This window comes from Aquimonas sp. (assembly GCF_044377145.1).
Taxonomy (GTDB): Bacteria; Pseudomonadota; Gammaproteobacteria; order Xanthomonadales; family Xanthomonadaceae; genus Aquimonas.
In genome coordinates this window covers 21,577-37,213 of record NZ_JBILJQ010000052.1, presented here as the reverse complement: position 1 = coordinate 37,213, position 15,637 = coordinate 21,577, and the positions used below count along the sequence as shown (strand labels likewise).

Genomic DNA, 15,637 nt, shown 5'->3' with positions numbered 1-15,637 from the left:
AATCCTTGGCGCCATGCAGGTGACCGCCAAGGGCGATCTCGCCAACTGGATGGTGCCCGGCAAGATGGTCAAGGGCATGGGCGGCGCGATGGATCTGGTCGCCGGCGTCAAGCGCGTGGTGGTGCTGATGGAGCACACCGCCAAGGGCGGCGAGCACAAGATCCTGCCCGAGTGCACCCTGCCGCTGACCGGCGTCGGCGTGGTCAACCGCATCATCACCGAGCTGGCGGTGCTGGACGTGAGCACCGACGGCCTGCAGCTGGTCGAGCTTGCGCCCGGCGTGAGCTTCGAGGAGCTGGGCGAGAAGACCGGGGTGCCGATCGCGCGCTGAGATGTGCTCGCCGGGTCGAGCAGCGTGTTGGGCCGCCTCGTTGAGTCGAGCCGCGTGTTGGGCGTCAGCCTGGTAGGTTGGGCCAAGCGCAGCGCGGCCCAACCCGGCGAACCAACTCATCCCCTGCTCAGAGCAAGAGCGAAGCCGCGACTTTGCCGTTCTCGACCGGCAGCGTTTCGCCCGGTGCCTCGCGCAGACGGCTCTCGCCTTCCAGTTCGCCGTAGCGCCAGCGCACGTCGTAGCCGACCACGCGCTCACGTTCGCCGATCTGGATCTGTGCGCCCGGCTGGCTGGTGACGCGCTGCTGGCCGGTGCCGGTTTCGCTGCGGTATTCCACGTCATAGGCCACCACCACCGTCTCGCTGTCCTGCACCTGGCGGCAGTCCCGTACGGTGTCCTGGTAGCGGCGACCACCGGTGTGGCGGCTGTCGACCTCCTTGCCGATCGCACCGCCGGCCAGCACGCCGGCCGCCGTTGCCGCGGTGCGGCCGCTGCCGCCGCCGACCTGATTGCCGAGCAGGCCGCCGACCACGGCGCCCAGCACCATGCCGTCCTTGTCGCCGAAACGCTCGGGTGCGCGGCGCTGCACCGTGCGTTCGCTGCATTCCTCGCGGCTGACCGGGCGACTCTCCTGCACCGGGTTGACTCGCAGCACCTCGGCGAATACGGGCTCGGTGACGCGAATCGCTTCGCTGGACAGCACCTGCGCCTTCGGGCTGCCGCCGAAGCTGCCGTAGGAGGCGACGGCAACGCCGCCGAGGGCGAGTACGGAGATCGCGGCGATGATCGGAGTCTTCATGCTATGCACCTTGTCGAATGTCGTTTTGCAGTCCCCTGCGTCGTCGCAGCCTAGACTTTGTGGCTGAATGTTTCGGGAAGCGGGCCTGCGCCGGCATGGCCGCGGTTCAGCCCGATGAACTCCACGCGCGCGCGGCTGACGCGGTGGCCTTCACCACGGGATGCATGGAACAGGGCGACTGAGCTCGTGAAGCAGTGGTGCGCAAGCACTGGCTGTGTGCGCGCTGGCGCCACGCTGACCGCGGCAGACCGCTCGTTTCGTGGCGAGCACGGCCAGCCTTCGAGCAAGCCGGGGGCTGCGGCGCTCGGGCGGCGCATACGCTGCGCCTATGCGCCCTACCGGTGGAACCTCGGCTGCCGGCACGGGCCGGGATTCCACCCGCGTGACCAGCAAATCGGCGCCATCCGGCGCGAGTGCCGCCGGACTCGAATCGGACGGAGGTTCTGCCAGAGGCGCCATCCGGCGCACCGGTCACTCCGCGAGGACCGTCGAGCAGCTTTCAGCGCGCGATGTGCGTCGCGGAATCCGTCGACGCCTGGACCGGGCCATCCAGCCAGTCGGCCAGCTCGATCAGGTCGTGAACGATCAGGTCGGGCTGTTCGGTGTGCTCCCAGCTTTCGCCGCGGCGGTTGATCCACACCGCGCGCAGGCCGGCGCGGCGGGCGCCGAGCACGTCCATGTGCGGGTCGTCACCGACATGCAGCACCTCATGCGGGGCGAGCCCGAGGCGCGCGCAGGCGGCGTGGAAAATGCTCGGCGCCGGCTTGGCGGCGCCGTGCTCGCGCGCGCCCAGCGAGAACGCGAAGTGCTCGCCCAGGCCAACACGGCCGATGCAGGCATTGCCATTGGTGAGTGCGGCCAGCGGTCGACCCGCGCCCAGCCGGCGCAGACCGGTGAGGCTGTCGGCGTACAGCTCGACCTGGTTGCGCACTGCGAAGAAGGCCTCGTAAGCGGCCTCCGCGTGGCCGTGGTCGTCGCCGCTGTCACGCAGGGCCTGCTGCAGCGACAGCATCCGCTGGGTGCAGAAGTCGTGCGCCAGCTGCGGGTTCTGCTCCGCCACCTGCGCGCGCAGCGCGCGCATGCTCTCGACCGGAAAGCGTGCGGCGGTGCGCGGGCAGTGCTGCTCCAGCCACTGCTGCAGCGCGGCCTCGGCGCGCAGGATGGCTGGCCACACCGGCCACAGGGTGTCGTCGAGGTCGAGCGTGATGGCGCGGATGTCGAGGCGGGTCATGCGCTCGATTCTAGGCGCCACGCCGATCGACTGCCCGTGACGGAAGGCCTCGCCGGCGGCAGCCGGGCATCGACCGTCCGCGCTACTGCATCTCCACCACGCCCGAGCGCCGGCCGCGCACCACGCTCAGGATCAGCTGCTGCGGTTGCTCTGCGCTGAGTTCGGCCAGGGTTTCCAGGCTGTCGACGCGGCTGCGGTTGAAGCCGCTGATGAAATCGCCGGCGGCCAGACCATTGCGCGCTGCGCGGCTGCCGTCGGCGACGCGCTCGACCACGATGCCGCTGACGCCCTGGCGGCGCAGGCGTTCGGGCAGTTCGGCGAACTCGGCGCCGTCCAGGCGCGGATCCAGCGTGGCACCGAGCAGTTTGCTCAGGCGTGCCTTCAGCGTGAGCTCGATGCGCTGGCTGCGGCCGCCGCGCAGAAACTCCAGCGTCACCGGCTCGCCGACCGGCAGCAGGCCTTCGCGGTTGGCGAGCGTCTGCGGGCTGTCGACCGGCTGCTGCGCCACCGCGGTGATCACATCGCCCGGCTGCAGGCCGGCCGCCTGCGCCGGTGAGCCCGGCCGCACCCGCGTCACCACCGCACCGCGCGCGCTGGCGACATCCAGCATCGCCGCCAGCTGCGGGGTGATGGCCTGGGTCTCAAGCCCCAGGCTGCCGCGCTGCACGCGGCCGCCGTCGAGCAGCTGGCGCATGATCTCCGAGGCCAGCTCGGCCGGAATCGCGAAGCCAATCCCGACATTGCCGCCGCTGGGGCTGAAGATCGCGGTGTTGATGCCGATCAGCTCGCCGCGCAAGTTGACCAGGGCGCCACCCGAATTGCCCGGGTTGATGCTGGCATCGGTCTGGATGAAATTCTGGTAGGCCAGGCCCTGCAGGCCGCTGCGGCCCAGCGCCGAGACGATGCCCGAGGTCACCGTCTGGCCCAAGCCGAACGGGTTGCCGACCGCCACCACGAAATCACCGACGCGCAGGCCAGGCCCGGTCGCCAGCGGCAGTTCGGCCAGGTTCTCGGCCGGAATCCGCAGCACGCCGACGTCGGTATCGGGGTCGGAGCCGACGAACTCGGCGGTCACCGTGCGGCCATCGGCCAGCGTCACGCTGATGTCATCGGCGCCTTCGATCACATGGTTGTTGGTCAGCACCAGGCCGCGTTCGGCGTCGACGATCACGCCCGAGCCCAGCGACTGCTGCACGCGCTCCTGCGGCACCATCGGCAGGCCGAAGAAATGACGGTAGAACGGATCCTCGGCCAGCGGGTTGCGCACCCGCACCACGGTCTTGCTGTGGATGTTGACCACCGCCGGGGTGACGTTCTCCAGCATCGGCGCCAGCGAGGGCAGGGCCTGGCCATCGACCATCGGCGGCAGCGAGGCGGTTGCCTGCTGCAGCGGCGCGAAAGCGGCCACGGCCAGCGCCGCGGTCAGCGCCAGGCGAGGCATCCAGACGAAGCGGGGCGAACGGATCGAACGCGCGTGCATGCGAGGTTCCTGTGGGCAGTTTTGAGACGGGGCGCCAATGCGGCACCGGGACACGCCAGACCGCTGCACGCGGCGCTCGGTTCCGCTCGCGAGCATGCACCCGGCAGCCGTGCAGCGATGGCATCGACGCCAAGTACATGGATTTTCACAGTTCTCAGAAATCAAGCCCCATTTTGCGTTGACACCCGATTTTGGCGGGCGTAGCGTAGCCAACCGTTGTCCACTACATCTTGTGGTCCAGCTCGCGGCCAAGCCCTACAGGTTGGGGTCGTGAACAGGAAGTGATCGCAGGCCCGAAGCGCCCTCCGGCTCACTTCGGCGCGCCACAATCAAGGCGCGAAGCGGGTTCGAAGCGGATTCGAAGCAGATTCGAAGCAGCAGGCAGAGCGCGGCGGGGACGGGCGAGAGACAGCAGCACAGCAGCAGAACGGAAAGTGCGGAGCGGCGGCGTTTCGACGGGGGGTCGAAAGCCCGATCGCCGGTTCCAGCAGAACAATCACCAGTCGAGGTGCAGGGCGGCCCAAAGCGTCCGGATCCAAGGTGTGCTGTCGGGCGTATATGCCCCCGCATCGCCGCTCCCGTGCTGCGCGCGCAGTACGCGATGGGTCCGCGCTTGCAGCGCGTGCGTGGCACAGCGACGAAACACGAAAAGGCGAAATGATGAGCAGCGTCAGGCTTGAAACGGTGCGAAACGTGGCAACCCCCATCGAACTGCAGCCCGCGTCCTGGGACATCTGGGACAAGAAGTACCGGCTCAAGAGCAAAAAAGGCGAACCCGTCGACGCCAGCATCGACGACACCTACAAGCGCGTCGCGCGCGCCCTGGCGGATGCCGAGCCGGGCACCGAGAAGCAGAAATACTGGTACGAGCGTTTCCTGTGGGCGCTGCGCCGCGGTGCGATCCCCGCTGGCCGCATCACCTCGAACGCCGGCGCGCTGGAGCACAAGCCCGCCACCAGCACCATCAACTGCACCGTGTCGGGCACCATCCCCGATTCGATGGACGGCATCCTGGAGAAAGTCCACGAAGCCGGCCTGACGCTCAAGGCCGGCTGCGGTATCGGCTACGAGTTCAGCACCCTGCGCCCGCGCGGTGCCTTCGTTGCCGGTGCCGGCGCCTACACCTCCGGCCCGATGTCCTTCATGGATATCTACGACAAGATGTGCTTCACCGTCAGCAGCGCCGGCGGCCGCCGCGGCGCGCAGATGGGCACGTTTGATGTGTCGCACCCGGACGTGAAGGACTTCATCAAGGCCAAGCGCGAAGACGGCCGCCTGCGCCAGTTCAACCTGAGCCTGCTGATCACCGACGAGTTCATGGACGCGGTGGCGAAGGACGCCGAGTGGCCGCTGGTGTTCCCGGTCAACAAGAAGGAAGCCGACGAAGTCGACCTCGCCAACGCCACCCAGGTGGTGTGGCGCGACTGGCCGGCCAGCCACACCTACATCACCCGCGACGACGGCCTGGTCGCCTGCAAGATCTACGGCCACGTCCGCGCGCGCCATCTGTGGGACATGATCATGGTCTCGACGTACGACTACGCCGAGCCGGGCTTCATCCTGATCGACCGCGTCAACGAGATGAACAACAACTGGTGGTGCGAAAACATCCGCGCGACCAACCCCTGCGGTGAGCAACCGCTTCCGCCCTACGGCGCCTGCCTGCTCGGCTCGATCAACCTGACCACCTTCGTGCGCGATGCCTTCACCGACAAGGCGCGCTTCGACTGGGAGGAATACAAGGAAGTCGTGCGCGTATTTACCCGCATGCTCGACAACGTGGTAGAAGTGAACGGCCTGCCGCTGCCGCAGCAGCAGGCGGAGATCCTGCGCAAGCGTCGGCACGGCATGGGCTTCCTCGGCTTGGGCAGCACCGTCACCATGCTGCGCATGGCCTACGGCAGCCCCGAGAGCTGCGAGTTCACCGAAGCCGTGGCCCGCGAAATGGCCGTGGCTGGCTGGGAAATGGCGCTGTCGCTGGCCGATGAAAAAGGCCCCGCGCCGATCATGGACGAGGACTTCACCGTCAGCGCCGAGATGCTGCGCAAGCGCCCGGAAATGGCGAAGGACGGCTTCAAGCTCGGCGACACCATCAAGGGCCGCGAGCTGCACGCCAAGTACAGCCGCTACATGCAGAAGATCGCCACCGTCGCGCCCGAGCTGGTCGCCAAGCTGGCGGAGAAGGGCGGCCGCTTCACCCACCACAGTTCGATCGCGCCGACCGGCACCATCAGCCTGTCCCTGGCCAACAACGCCAGCAACGGCATCGAGCCCAGCTTCGCCCACCACTACAGCCGCAACATCATCCGCGAAGGCAAGAAGTCGAAGGAAAAGGTCGAGGTGCTGAGCTACGAGCTGCTGGCTTACCGCAACCTCGTCAACCCCGAGGCCATGCCCTACGCGCAGGACGACAAGGCCAAGCTGCCCGACTACTTTGTTGCGGCGGATGACATCACGCCCAAGGCGCATGTCGACATCCAGGCCGCAGCCCAAATCTGGGTCGACAGCTCGATCAGCAAAACCGCGAACGTCCCGACCGACTACCCGTACGAGGACTTCAAGGACATCTACCGCTACGCCCACAGCAAGGGCCTGAAGGGCTGCACCACCTTCCGCTTCAACCCCGCCGCCTTCCAGGGCGTGCTGGTGAAAGAGGCCGACCTTGAAAACACCACCTACCGCTTTGAGCTCGAAGACGGCAGCGTGGTAGAAGTGAAAGGCAATGAGCAGATCGAATACGACGGCGAAATGCACACCGCCGCCAACCTGTTCGACGCCTTGAAAGAGGGCTACTACGGCAAGTTCTGAAACACAGCTCCAATCGGGATAGGGTGGGTCTCGACCCACCGACCCAAACCCCGGCGCCCACGTACCGGGGCCAGTGAACCCAGGGCCGCAAGGCCCGGCGCGAACCACGGATCGGTTCGCGGCGAAGGGCAGAACCCTTCGTACATGCCCGCCAACCCCGGGCAAGTGCTAGCGCCGCCAAGGCAGGACGCCCGGCAGCCGGTCAATGACTCGAACAACTGCCCGCAAGGCAGGCCCGACGGAAGGAGTGGCACATGAGTACTGGCAATGGGGTCGCCGCAGCCCTGAGTGAAGCGGTAGAGAACGTCAGCGAAAAAGCCCAGGAGCTGGCCGCCGACGCCAAGGCCGCCGTGGTCAAGGCCGAACAGGCCGTGGCCAAGCGCGCCACCAAGGTCAAGAAACAGGCCGAAGGCCAGTTCAAGGCCGCCAAAAAGGCCGTGGCCGGCGCCGTCAAGCAGGCCAAGAAGTCAGTGGCCGCAGCGAAGAAGGCGGTCGACAAGAAAGTCGGCGCAGTGAAGAAGGCCGCCAACAAGCAGATCGCCGCCGCCAAGAAGGCCGTGTCCAAGCAGACCGCGCCGGCCAAGAAAGCCGCAGCGAAGAAAATCACCGCAGTGAAGAAAGCCGTCGCCAAGCAGGCCGCCCCGGCCAAAAAGGCCGTGGCCAAGAAAGCCGCCGTGGTGAAAAAGGCCGCCGTCAAGCAAGTCGCCGCCGCCAAGAAAGCAGTGAGCAAGGCGACCGCGCCGGCCAAGAAAGCCCCGGCCAAGCCCGCACCCGACAAGAAGGCGCCGGCCAAAGCGCCCGCCAAGAAAGCCGCACCCGCCCCGAAAGCCGCAGTGAAAAAAGCGGCAGCCAAAAAAGCAGCGCCCGCGAAAAAGGCCGCCCCCAAGAAAGCGGCCAGCACAAGCAAGTAGAACCCGACCGCCCGCCGCCGCTGCAGCGGCCGCTCCGCACCATTGAGCAGCCGCCCAGCCCGGCGGGCGCCCCCGGTTCACCCATCGACCGCCGCATGCACGAGCCCGCCCGGGGCGAACCCCACGCCCCGCGGCTTTGCCGTCCGCGCACCCCGCGCGACCAAAGCCGACTGGCGCAGCTCAGCCAACTGAAAAGCCCCTCTCCCCTCGTGGGAGAGGGGTTGGGGAGAGGGGGAACCACCCCACCTCACCCCAACCAACACCGAAAGCCCCTCTCCCCTGGCGGAGCGAGGCGGATCGCCCATCAGCTGCCAGTGGCAGCTGATGATCCGACGAGCCCGAGCGAAGCGAAGGAAAGGGGTTGGGGAGAGGGGGCTACACGCCACCTCATCCATCCATCCTGAAAGCCCCTCTCCCCTCGTGGGAGAGGGGTTGGGGAGAGGGGGCAACACCCCACCTCACCCCACCCAACTGAAAGCCCCTCTCCCCTCGTGGAGCGAGGCGGATCGCTCATCAGCTGCCAGTGGCAGCTGATGATCCGACGAGCCCGAGCGAAGCGAAGGAAAGGGGTTGGGGAGAGGGGGCCCACACCCCGCCTCACCCAAACACCCAACAAACGCAGCCCCCAGGAGCACCCCCATGGCCGTCAAAATCAGCAGCAAAATCAAGAGCTACAGCGTCCTCAAGCCCGAAGACAAGGCCGCCGCCCCGGCGCCTGCTGCCGCGCCGGTCGCTGTTGAAACCCCCGCGCGCCCCAGCGCCGAAGTCATCCACATGCACGAGCAGATCGAACGCCCGGACGTGCTGGTCGGCTCCACCTACAAGATCAAATCGCCCCTGTTCGAGCACGCCCTCTACGTCACCATCAACGACATCGTGCTGAACCAGGGCACCGCCCACGAATCGCGCCGCCCCTTCGAGATCTTCATCAACTCGAAGAACATGGACCACTTCCAGTGGGTGGTGGCCATCACCCGCATCATGAGCGCCGTGTTCCGCAAGGGCGGCGACGTCACCTTCATCGTTGAAGAGCTGAAAGCCGTATTCGACCCCCGCGGCGGCTACTTCAAGGCCGGCGGCATCTACATGCCCAGCATCGTCGCCGAGATCGGCGCCGTGGTCGAAGACCACCTCAAGATGATCGGCATGATCGTCGACCCCGAACTCGACGACAGCACCCGCGCCCTGATCGCCGAAAAGCGCGCCGCGTTCGAAGCCCAGTCAAAAAAAAACACTGAGCTGAGTGAAGCGAACGCAGCCAGCGCAGAGAGCGAAAGCGCCAGCGGCTTCCCGCCCGGGGCAACGCTTTGCTACAAGTGCAATACCCAGGCGATGGTGGTGATGGATGGGTGTCAGACGTGTTTGAATTGTGGGTATTCGAAGTGTGGGTGAATTGAGCTAGAGTCGAAGGCCTCACTGTTGGGAGATTGCTGTGGAACGCAGGCACAACATTCAGAATATTGCTTGGCTTTATGATCTCTTTGAGCGGCGAAGGTTGGAGATGGATCCGCCATACCAGCGGAGGAGTGTCTGGAATCAAAAATTCCGAGACTACTTCATTGAGACGATACTACTGAACTATCCAGCGCCAGCCATCTTTCTCCATGAAGAGGTTGGTCTTGATGGGCGCGCGAAGTACTTTGTCGTTGACGGAAAGCAGCGGCTAACCTCCATTTTCGACTTTATTTCGGGTCGATTCCCGGTTCCAGAGAAGTCAAATCTCTCAGGTTGTGCTGGTCTCTATTTTGAAGGTCTGCCTGATGACGCTAAGCGGATCTTCTGGGGCTACCAGTTCTTGGTCGAGTATCTTCCGAGTATTGAGGAGGCTTTGATTGGCGATGTCTTCGATCGAATAAACCGGAATGTCTCAAAGCTTACTCCTCAGGAGCTCAGGCACGCAAAGCTAGACGGGGAGTTTATCTCGGAGGCTGAGCGCTACGCTGAATACATCGAGAAAAAGCTTCCTTCGAACTTTCCACGTTTGGCTGAGCAGTCTCGACGCCAGATGAAGGATGTTGAGCTTATTGCGTCTTTGTTTCTTCTTCTCGAAAATGGGCCGCAGAGTTTCTCGCAGGCAGACATGGACGCTGCCTTCCTAGCGCGCGACGAAAATTGGGAAAGAAAATCGGAAGTTCTTGATCGTTTTGAGCAGGCTTTAGCGTTTATCTCCACGCTCTTGTCTGATGTGGCTAATGGTGGTGCCGTGGCAAGCTCTCGCCTCAGGAATCAGGTGGACTTCTATTCGCTCTTTGGGGCTGTCGATAGGGTCGTGCAGGCGAACATGGACCTGCCTTTTTCAGATGTGGCATTTAGGCTGTTGGCGTTCACCCAGTCAGTCGATGATCCAGAGGCAAGAGGGTCCGGCGATCTGAGTCTTAGGCAATACTACGACGCCGCTCGATCGGCTTCCAGCGACAGAAGGTCGCGAGAGGTTCGAATTGATGTTCTTTTTAACGTAATTAGCGGCAAGACTGTTGCATGACGAGGGATCAAGTTGCTAGGAGGCTTGCGCAGCTCCGCTCCGGGCTGGATCACTTGTTTGATGCCGTCGGAGATAGACTTAGGGCGCTGGCGCAAGACTCAGGATTTCCTCTATCTGGTCGGAAGAAGGAGCCTGATTCAATCGCTGAGAAGATTGAGAGTGGAAGATTCTCCAGTTGGAATAGTATTGATGACTTGGTGGGGTTTGCGGTCATAATTCCGAGTTTGCAGTTCGAGCGTCGATTCCTGGATGCTCTCGATACGACTTTTGTGGTTTCTGAGGTCAAAAAGAGGGGTTCAAGCCAGAAGGATCCAGAAGTCTTTCGGTTTGATTCCACGCGAGTCATTGCATTCTTGCGGCCATCTCCTATCCCTGCTGATGAATCGGATCCTGTAAGGATTGCCGAAAAGATCCCCTTCGAAGTCCAGATTCGGACGGCATTCGAGCACGCATGGAGTGTTGCGACTCATTCGCTGTCCTATAAACCAGACCGAGTAAGTTGGGCCAATCGGCGGTTGGCCTCACAAATGAAGGCCGCTGTTGAGCAGCTGGATATGCTCGCGAGCGCTCACGAGGCTCTCTCTTCACATGTTGAACCTTCAATATGGCCCAGGCTTGATGCGGAGGTTCTGCTTTCCGAACATGTTTCCGATCTGCCTCCTTCTGCGGTGCCCGAACACTGCAAGCCCACGAGCCCAGGCCGGTTTGCCCAAAATTTGATCGAGCTGATCCAGAAGTATAAGAGGCCAAATCCGCGTGACTGGACATCAGAAGCCAACAAGGTGGTTGAGGCGATTGGCCACGAGCTAGATCGGGGTGGGCGTTGCCCGCCTACATTGAGTGCCTTTCAGTGGTACGTTGGGGTCTTGATCAAGTGTGGCTATCTGCCGTTGTCGTCAACACCAAACCACTACTTTCCCGTTGATGAATCATATGAGTCTGAGTTTCCGGATCCGGGACGTCGACCGAAAGCGTTCGATTGGGGGCTGTTGTAGGGCGAAAGAGGCGAGGGTTCTGAGTGTACTTCCACGAGAAGGGGGGGCAAGTCTAGACTTTAGACCGTGCTGGCGCGCTCAACTCCGGCCTCAAATGTTCTCTCTACTTCGCAGTTGTTGGCTTTGTCGCAGCTCGCGAGTCTTCCAGTGCTTGAGGTGGTTGTTGCGTATCAAATCTGAATGCTGCTTAGGGGCAAGGCATGATTAAAAAGTTAGTGTTTCTGGTGTTGGCCTTGGCTGTCGCGCCCAGTGCGCTTGCTCAGTTTGGTGACCGTTCCAGTATGCTGATCGAACGACTTTCGGCCTCTTCAATCGAAGGCAGGACTTTGGCGGCCATGGACGTTTACGGCGCTGGCATTGATTCGCCAGAGCTCTACGCGAAGCTTGCGGAGCTGATCGAAGAGATCCTCGTCGTGCTGCCTGATTCGGGCGAGCGAGCCACTGAACTGGCCTGGCATACCAAGGCACTCGGGACTTCCGGGGATCTACAGTTTCTGCCTTTGATCGAGCGGGTTGAGTCGGCGAGGCGTGGGCGCTTGGCTCACCACGCGCGGGATGCCAAAAAGGTTCTCATACAGGCTGCTGAAAATGGCCGCCCCTATCTCGACTACACCAAGGTGCCGTTGATCACCGAGGCTCAGGCCACCCAGTGCCAGTTGGTGAAGCAGGAGAACTGCCAGACCAGCCGCTCGGCCGAGAAGTGCGTGGCCCACCATCAAAACAACGCCGTGCTGCATGGCGGGAACGCGATCATGATCCTGCACGCGACCAGCCGGACCATTGGCCTCGGTCCCTTCGGAGGCGACTCCTCGATGGTGGCCAACTACTACCGCTGTCAGGGCTGAAGCTTGGGACGTAGCCGAACAAGGGGATGGCACGTTCGAGGCCATCGGGGCGCAGTGTCAGACCTAGCGCATTTGTTGCGTCGGGGCGGGTTGGTCTATGTGGACTCTGGGCCCGGACCTCGCGCTACTGGCTCGAATCGGGAAGTGAGCGTTCGATCTGGTCTGGTGCTCTCTGCTCAGCCCCCGCCCCCAGCCCCGCCCAGTCCAGCCACAAAGTCCGCGTGCATCGGATCCCCGGCATCGAGAAAGCGGTAGCCCAACAGGTGATCCACGCCGGGATAGTCGTGATGACGGCAGGCCTGCGGCCGCGTGCGGTTCATCGACTCGCAGATCGTGTCCGCCATCTGCGAGGACGGCCAGATCTCGTCTTCGGCGCCGCTGAGCAGGACCACATCGGCGCGGATGCGCTCCAGCGGAATGCTGGCTGCGCCTGCGTCGTCGCGGTTGGCCAGCGACTGCGTGTAGAGATCCAGCAATCCCTCGACGGGCCCGGACGGTCGGAACGGTACGTGGGTCAGCTCCTTGCCGGCGGCTGTCCAGCTTGAGCCGGGGGTCTTGGTCCAATCCTGGAGGATGCCTGCCCACACCACGCTGCTCGGCGCGATCGCCACCACGCGTTCGATCCGCGGGTCGCGCGAGGCCAGCAGCAGTGCGAGTTCCGCCCCCTTCGACCAGCCGACCACGATCAGCCGCTCCGGGTCGATATCAGGCTGCTGGCGCAGCCAGCGCGTGGCCTCGTCGAAGTATTCGAGCGGGATCTTCTCCAGCTCAGCCGGCAGGCCGGGCGCCTTGAAGTAGGGCAAGGCCAGCACCGGGAAGCCCGCCTGGATGATCGGCGCCGCAAGCCGCTCCGGCACACCGCCCTCCGAGCCCCCCAGCACCAGCACCGCGACCTTGGTCTGGGCTGCTGATGCCGGGTGATAGTGAGCCGAGAACCGCTCAGCGGCGGCCTCGATGCCATCGGCGTGTGCCTGGCCGAGAAGGGCGCAGGCGGCGAGCAGCAGGGCTTTGCAAAATCCGTTTTGCATGGGGCTTCCTTGGGTGTGGGGTGAGCGTGTTTCTGGGGGGGGCGATGCTACTTGAAGCGTTGCGGCGCCGCCGGGTGGGTGAGGTGCGCTGGTGCGGAGACCGCCACTCCCTGCAGCCGTCTGAGATGTCCTCGGCTAGCGTCCAGCGCTTGACCGCGCGGGGCGGCTTTGGCCCAGTTGGGTCGCATCCGGGCGCAAACACAGTGGCGGGTGCATCCGGCGAGGCAGCAGTCTGGACCGCGCGCGGTTTGCCCCAAGCGGGGGCAGTCTTCCTGCCACGCGCATACCGCTGGCTCCCCGATCTTCGACGACGTGCGAGGCACACATTGAAGCGTCACTCGTCGTTCGCGAAGCTGGCTGTCCTTGCTGTACTTCTCGCCGTCGGGGCGCTGGCCTGTTCGCCACGCCCGGAGCGCGTCAGGCTTGTTCACCAGGACTGCCTAGCGCCGCGCACTGTCATCGGACAAGCCGTGCATTTCCAGGCTGAGGTGCTCGCTCAGACTGAGAACAACCTGCACATCGATTTCGACGGCTTCGGCGCTGACTTTTCCTCCCTCACGGTCAAGTTCAGCAGCCCTCCGGCCTGGAGTGGCGTGGTGGTCGATCTCCACTACCAGGGCGAGCCCGTGATGGATGGGGTCGCCTTGCTTGTGGGATCTTCCTTCCAGTTCGAGGCTGCGCCGCCGGAATGCATCAACCGGCTGTGGTTCCTGCATCCCGCCGAAGCTCCGGAGTGAATCCGAGCGTAGAGGCTTACGTCCAGCTGTTGGATTCCGGACAAGTGCTCCACGCCCGGAACATTGCCAACAAGGCGGCTTGCCCGACTTCAGCTCAAAGCGACCCTTCCGCAAACATCGCCCCACGCATGCGCAGCAGGAATTCCACCCGTTGCTGCAGGGCGGCCGCACGCTCCAAGCCTGCCGATAGCGGCGCCGAGCTTCCGGCACGCTCGCGTGACCAGACCTCGCGAACGAGCGATTCCTCGGCAGACGAACTGCTTGCGCCAGCTTGACTGGGCGCGCTGCAGCCGCCGCTGCGCACCTTCATCCAGCTCGGCTGTCGACGCGGCCTCTGTCTGCGCCAGCTCGCGCTCAAGAAACGCCATCCACAGGCTGGGTTCGGTTGACGCATTGCCGCCGGCCGCTTCCTGCACCGCCTGTTCGTGGGCTGCGGAGCGTTGGCGAAATTCGCCGATGTAGTCGGGTGCGTCGGGGTTGTCGGCCGCGCTCGCAGACAGTGTCCAGCCCAATCCACACAGGCACAGCAGAAGTCGCGACAGTGTTCCTTGCAGCGGCGCGCTGCGGGTGGATTCGGCGATGTCGATGTCCATGGCGTTCGCTCGTGCGGGTTGGGCCTTCGGTGGTGGATCGATTGTTCAGTCGGGTGAATATCGTGCGTGTTGGACTTCGCGGCATCCACGCGCGTTAACCATGGCGGGCGTCCCGATCCTCGGACGCCTCTTCCATTCGCGGCTGCATCCGGGTGTTGGCGTGGCCGCAGGCATGAGGCCAGCGCGCCCTGCAGACTGCGGCCTCAGCCCTCAAACCCATCCGTGAACAGCGCGACCAATCCAACGCTCGGCACATGCATCACGATGCAGTGGATCGCGCCCGCCATGCCGATGATGTTGGTGCAGTCGACGGTGTCGATGATGCGGCCGGGGAAGGCCTGCTGGAACACGCTGACGGCCTGGGCGTTCTGTGCCGCGTATTGGGTCGGGTTGCTGGCCGGAGTGAACCGGCAGGTCAGCACGAGGTTGTTGAGGATCACCGCGTTGGCGTACGTGCAGTGCGCGCCATTGCACTGGAAGCCGGGCGTGCGAAACACCGTGTAGCCGCGGCCGGCGAGGGTGCTCGCCATGTCGTTGGTGACCTGCGCGGGCACGCCGCTCAGCAAGGACGGCGAGTACTCGGAAATGATCACCGAGTTGGTGGATGCCGGCAGCATCCACATGTCGATATGGCGGGTCGCATCCAGGGCCTGAGGCAGCGCGGCGGTGACCTCGACCAGATTGCCCTGGTAGTCGAGATAGCGGTCCTGCACGTCGGCCAGGTTCAGCGCGGGGTTGCCCTCGGACGGGTCGAAGATCAGGTTGGTCAGGAAGGCTGCGCGGTCGTCGAACAGGTGGTAGTTGCCGCCGCCGTGCAGCAGGCCGATGTCGTAGCGCGGCTGGTTCCAGGCGTTCGCCAGCGCCACGGGGATCTGATCGTCATTGGGTCGCGGGCGGTTGTAGTCGTGGTCGATGATCGCCAGCTGGCCGGCCTCGTTGATCACGTAGCGCGGGCCGTAGTCGCGCATCCAGATGCTGTCGCTGGCGGCGATGATGAACTGCACGCGCGCAAGGTTGGCGCCGGCATTTGTGAGCGTGGTGGTGACGCTGTTCTGCTGCGCCGTGCTGGCGACCACCAGATAGACCTTGGCATGGCTGTCCAGGGTCGTAACCTTGGTGATCATTTCGCTCTGCAGCGGGATCAGGCTGCTGCTGGCGGTCCAGCGCATCAGGATGCCGTCGTTCGGCTCGTACTCGGCCACCGCGCGCACCGGCCCCGGCGGCGCCGCACCCCGCGGCACCCACGTCGGCGGCTTCCAGCGCGCACGTTCGTCGGCAGTCATGTGGCGTGGCAGCGGAACTTCTTCGTCCTCGCTCCATGCAGGGCTTGCGTAGATCAGGCCAGCGGTCAGCGGCAGCAAGTACAGGAGGCGCATCAGGCTCATGGCGACTTGGTA

14 protein-coding genes are annotated in these 15,637 nt (G+C 64.3%); 8 read left to right on the top strand and 6 right to left on the bottom strand.

The genetic code is table 11. From position 1 onward, the window contains the following. Window positions 1-331, top strand: a 331-nt coding sequence (locus ACIQ7H_RS15265; RefSeq protein ID WP_395793007.1) for a CoA-transferase, incomplete at its 5' end; no start/stop codon positions are given. Between the two features lie 127 nt (window positions 332-458). On the opposite strand, the gene ACIQ7H_RS15260 is transcribed toward ACIQ7H_RS15265, so the two are convergent. The 3 genes from ACIQ7H_RS15260 to ACIQ7H_RS15250 form a co-directional block, all read right to left on the bottom strand. Further along, window positions 459-1,130: a glycine zipper 2TM domain-containing protein gene (locus ACIQ7H_RS15260; RefSeq protein WP_395793005.1), complete on the bottom strand. Its 672-nt coding sequence runs from the start codon at window positions 1,128-1,130 to the stop codon at window positions 459-461. Between the two features lie 499 nt (window positions 1,131-1,629). After that, entirely contained in the window at window positions 1,630-2,361 is a 732-nt protein-coding gene (locus tag ACIQ7H_RS15255; protein ID WP_395793003.1) for an HAD family hydrolase, read from the bottom strand. Between the two features lie 82 nt (window positions 2,362-2,443). After that, a complete protein-coding gene (locus tag ACIQ7H_RS15250; protein ID WP_395793001.1) occupies window positions 2,444-3,841 on the bottom strand; it encodes a Do family serine endopeptidase in 1,398 nt (465 codons plus the stop codon). A gap of 660 nt (window positions 3,842-4,501) precedes the next feature. On the opposite strand from ACIQ7H_RS15250, the gene ACIQ7H_RS15245 reads away from it, so the two are divergent. The 6 genes from ACIQ7H_RS15245 (at window position 4,502) to ACIQ7H_RS15220 (ending at window position 11,882) form a co-directional block, all read left to right on the top strand. Beyond that, window positions 4,502-6,649 carry an adenosylcobalamin-dependent ribonucleoside-diphosphate reductase gene (locus ACIQ7H_RS15245; RefSeq protein ID WP_395792999.1) on the top strand — a complete coding sequence of 716 codons (2,148 nt, stop codon included), beginning with the start codon at window positions 4,502-4,504 and terminating at the stop codon, window positions 6,647-6,649. Window positions 6,650-6,903: 254 nt separating this feature from the next. Continuing rightward, window positions 6,904-7,560, top strand: a complete 657-nt coding sequence (locus tag ACIQ7H_RS15240; RefSeq protein ID WP_395792997.1) for a hypothetical protein — start codon at window positions 6,904-6,906, stop codon at window positions 7,558-7,560. Between the two features lie 639 nt (window positions 7,561-8,199). After that, on the top strand, window positions 8,200-8,952 hold the full coding sequence (locus tag ACIQ7H_RS15235; protein ID WP_395792995.1) for an NrdJb: 753 nt from the start codon (window positions 8,200-8,202) through the stop codon (window positions 8,950-8,952). A 40-nt stretch (window positions 8,953-8,992) separates the two neighbouring features. Further along, on the top strand, window positions 8,993-10,042 hold the full coding sequence (locus ACIQ7H_RS15230) for a DUF262 domain-containing protein (protein WP_395792993.1): 1,050 nt from the start codon (window positions 8,993-8,995) through the stop codon (window positions 10,040-10,042). Window positions 10,043-10,095: 53 nt separating this feature from the next. Next, window positions 10,096-11,037, top strand: a complete 942-nt coding sequence (locus tag ACIQ7H_RS15225; RefSeq protein ID WP_395792991.1) for a hypothetical protein — start codon at window positions 10,096-10,098, stop codon at window positions 11,035-11,037. A gap of 200 nt (window positions 11,038-11,237) precedes the next feature. Further along, window positions 11,238-11,882, top strand: a complete 645-nt coding sequence (locus ACIQ7H_RS15220) for a hypothetical protein (protein ID WP_395792989.1) — start codon at window positions 11,238-11,240, stop codon at window positions 11,880-11,882. Between the two features lie 176 nt (window positions 11,883-12,058). Here ACIQ7H_RS15220 and ACIQ7H_RS15215 read toward each other — a convergent pair whose 3' ends face one another. Then, the gene (locus tag ACIQ7H_RS15215) at window positions 12,059-12,910 is read right to left on the bottom strand and encodes an alpha/beta hydrolase (protein ID WP_395792987.1); all 852 of its coding nucleotides are present in this window, start codon (window positions 12,908-12,910) and stop codon (window positions 12,059-12,061) included. 326 nt (window positions 12,911-13,236) lie between these two features. Between ACIQ7H_RS15215 and ACIQ7H_RS15210 the strand changes: the two genes are divergently transcribed. Next, on the top strand, window positions 13,237-13,647 hold the full coding sequence (locus ACIQ7H_RS15210; protein WP_395792985.1) for a hypothetical protein: 411 nt from the start codon (window positions 13,237-13,239) through the stop codon (window positions 13,645-13,647). Between the two features lie 89 nt (window positions 13,648-13,736). On the opposite strand, the gene ACIQ7H_RS15205 is transcribed toward ACIQ7H_RS15210, so the two are convergent. Then, window positions 13,737-14,240 carry a hypothetical protein gene (locus tag ACIQ7H_RS15205; protein ID WP_395792983.1) on the bottom strand — a complete coding sequence of 168 codons (504 nt, stop codon included), beginning with the start codon at window positions 14,238-14,240 and terminating at the stop codon, window positions 13,737-13,739. 203 nt (window positions 14,241-14,443) lie between these two features. Then, window positions 14,444-15,625: an agmatine deiminase family protein gene (locus ACIQ7H_RS15200; RefSeq protein ID WP_395792981.1), complete on the bottom strand. Its 1,182-nt coding sequence runs from the start codon at window positions 15,623-15,625 to the stop codon at window positions 14,444-14,446. Window positions 15,626-15,637: the final 12 nt, after the last annotated feature.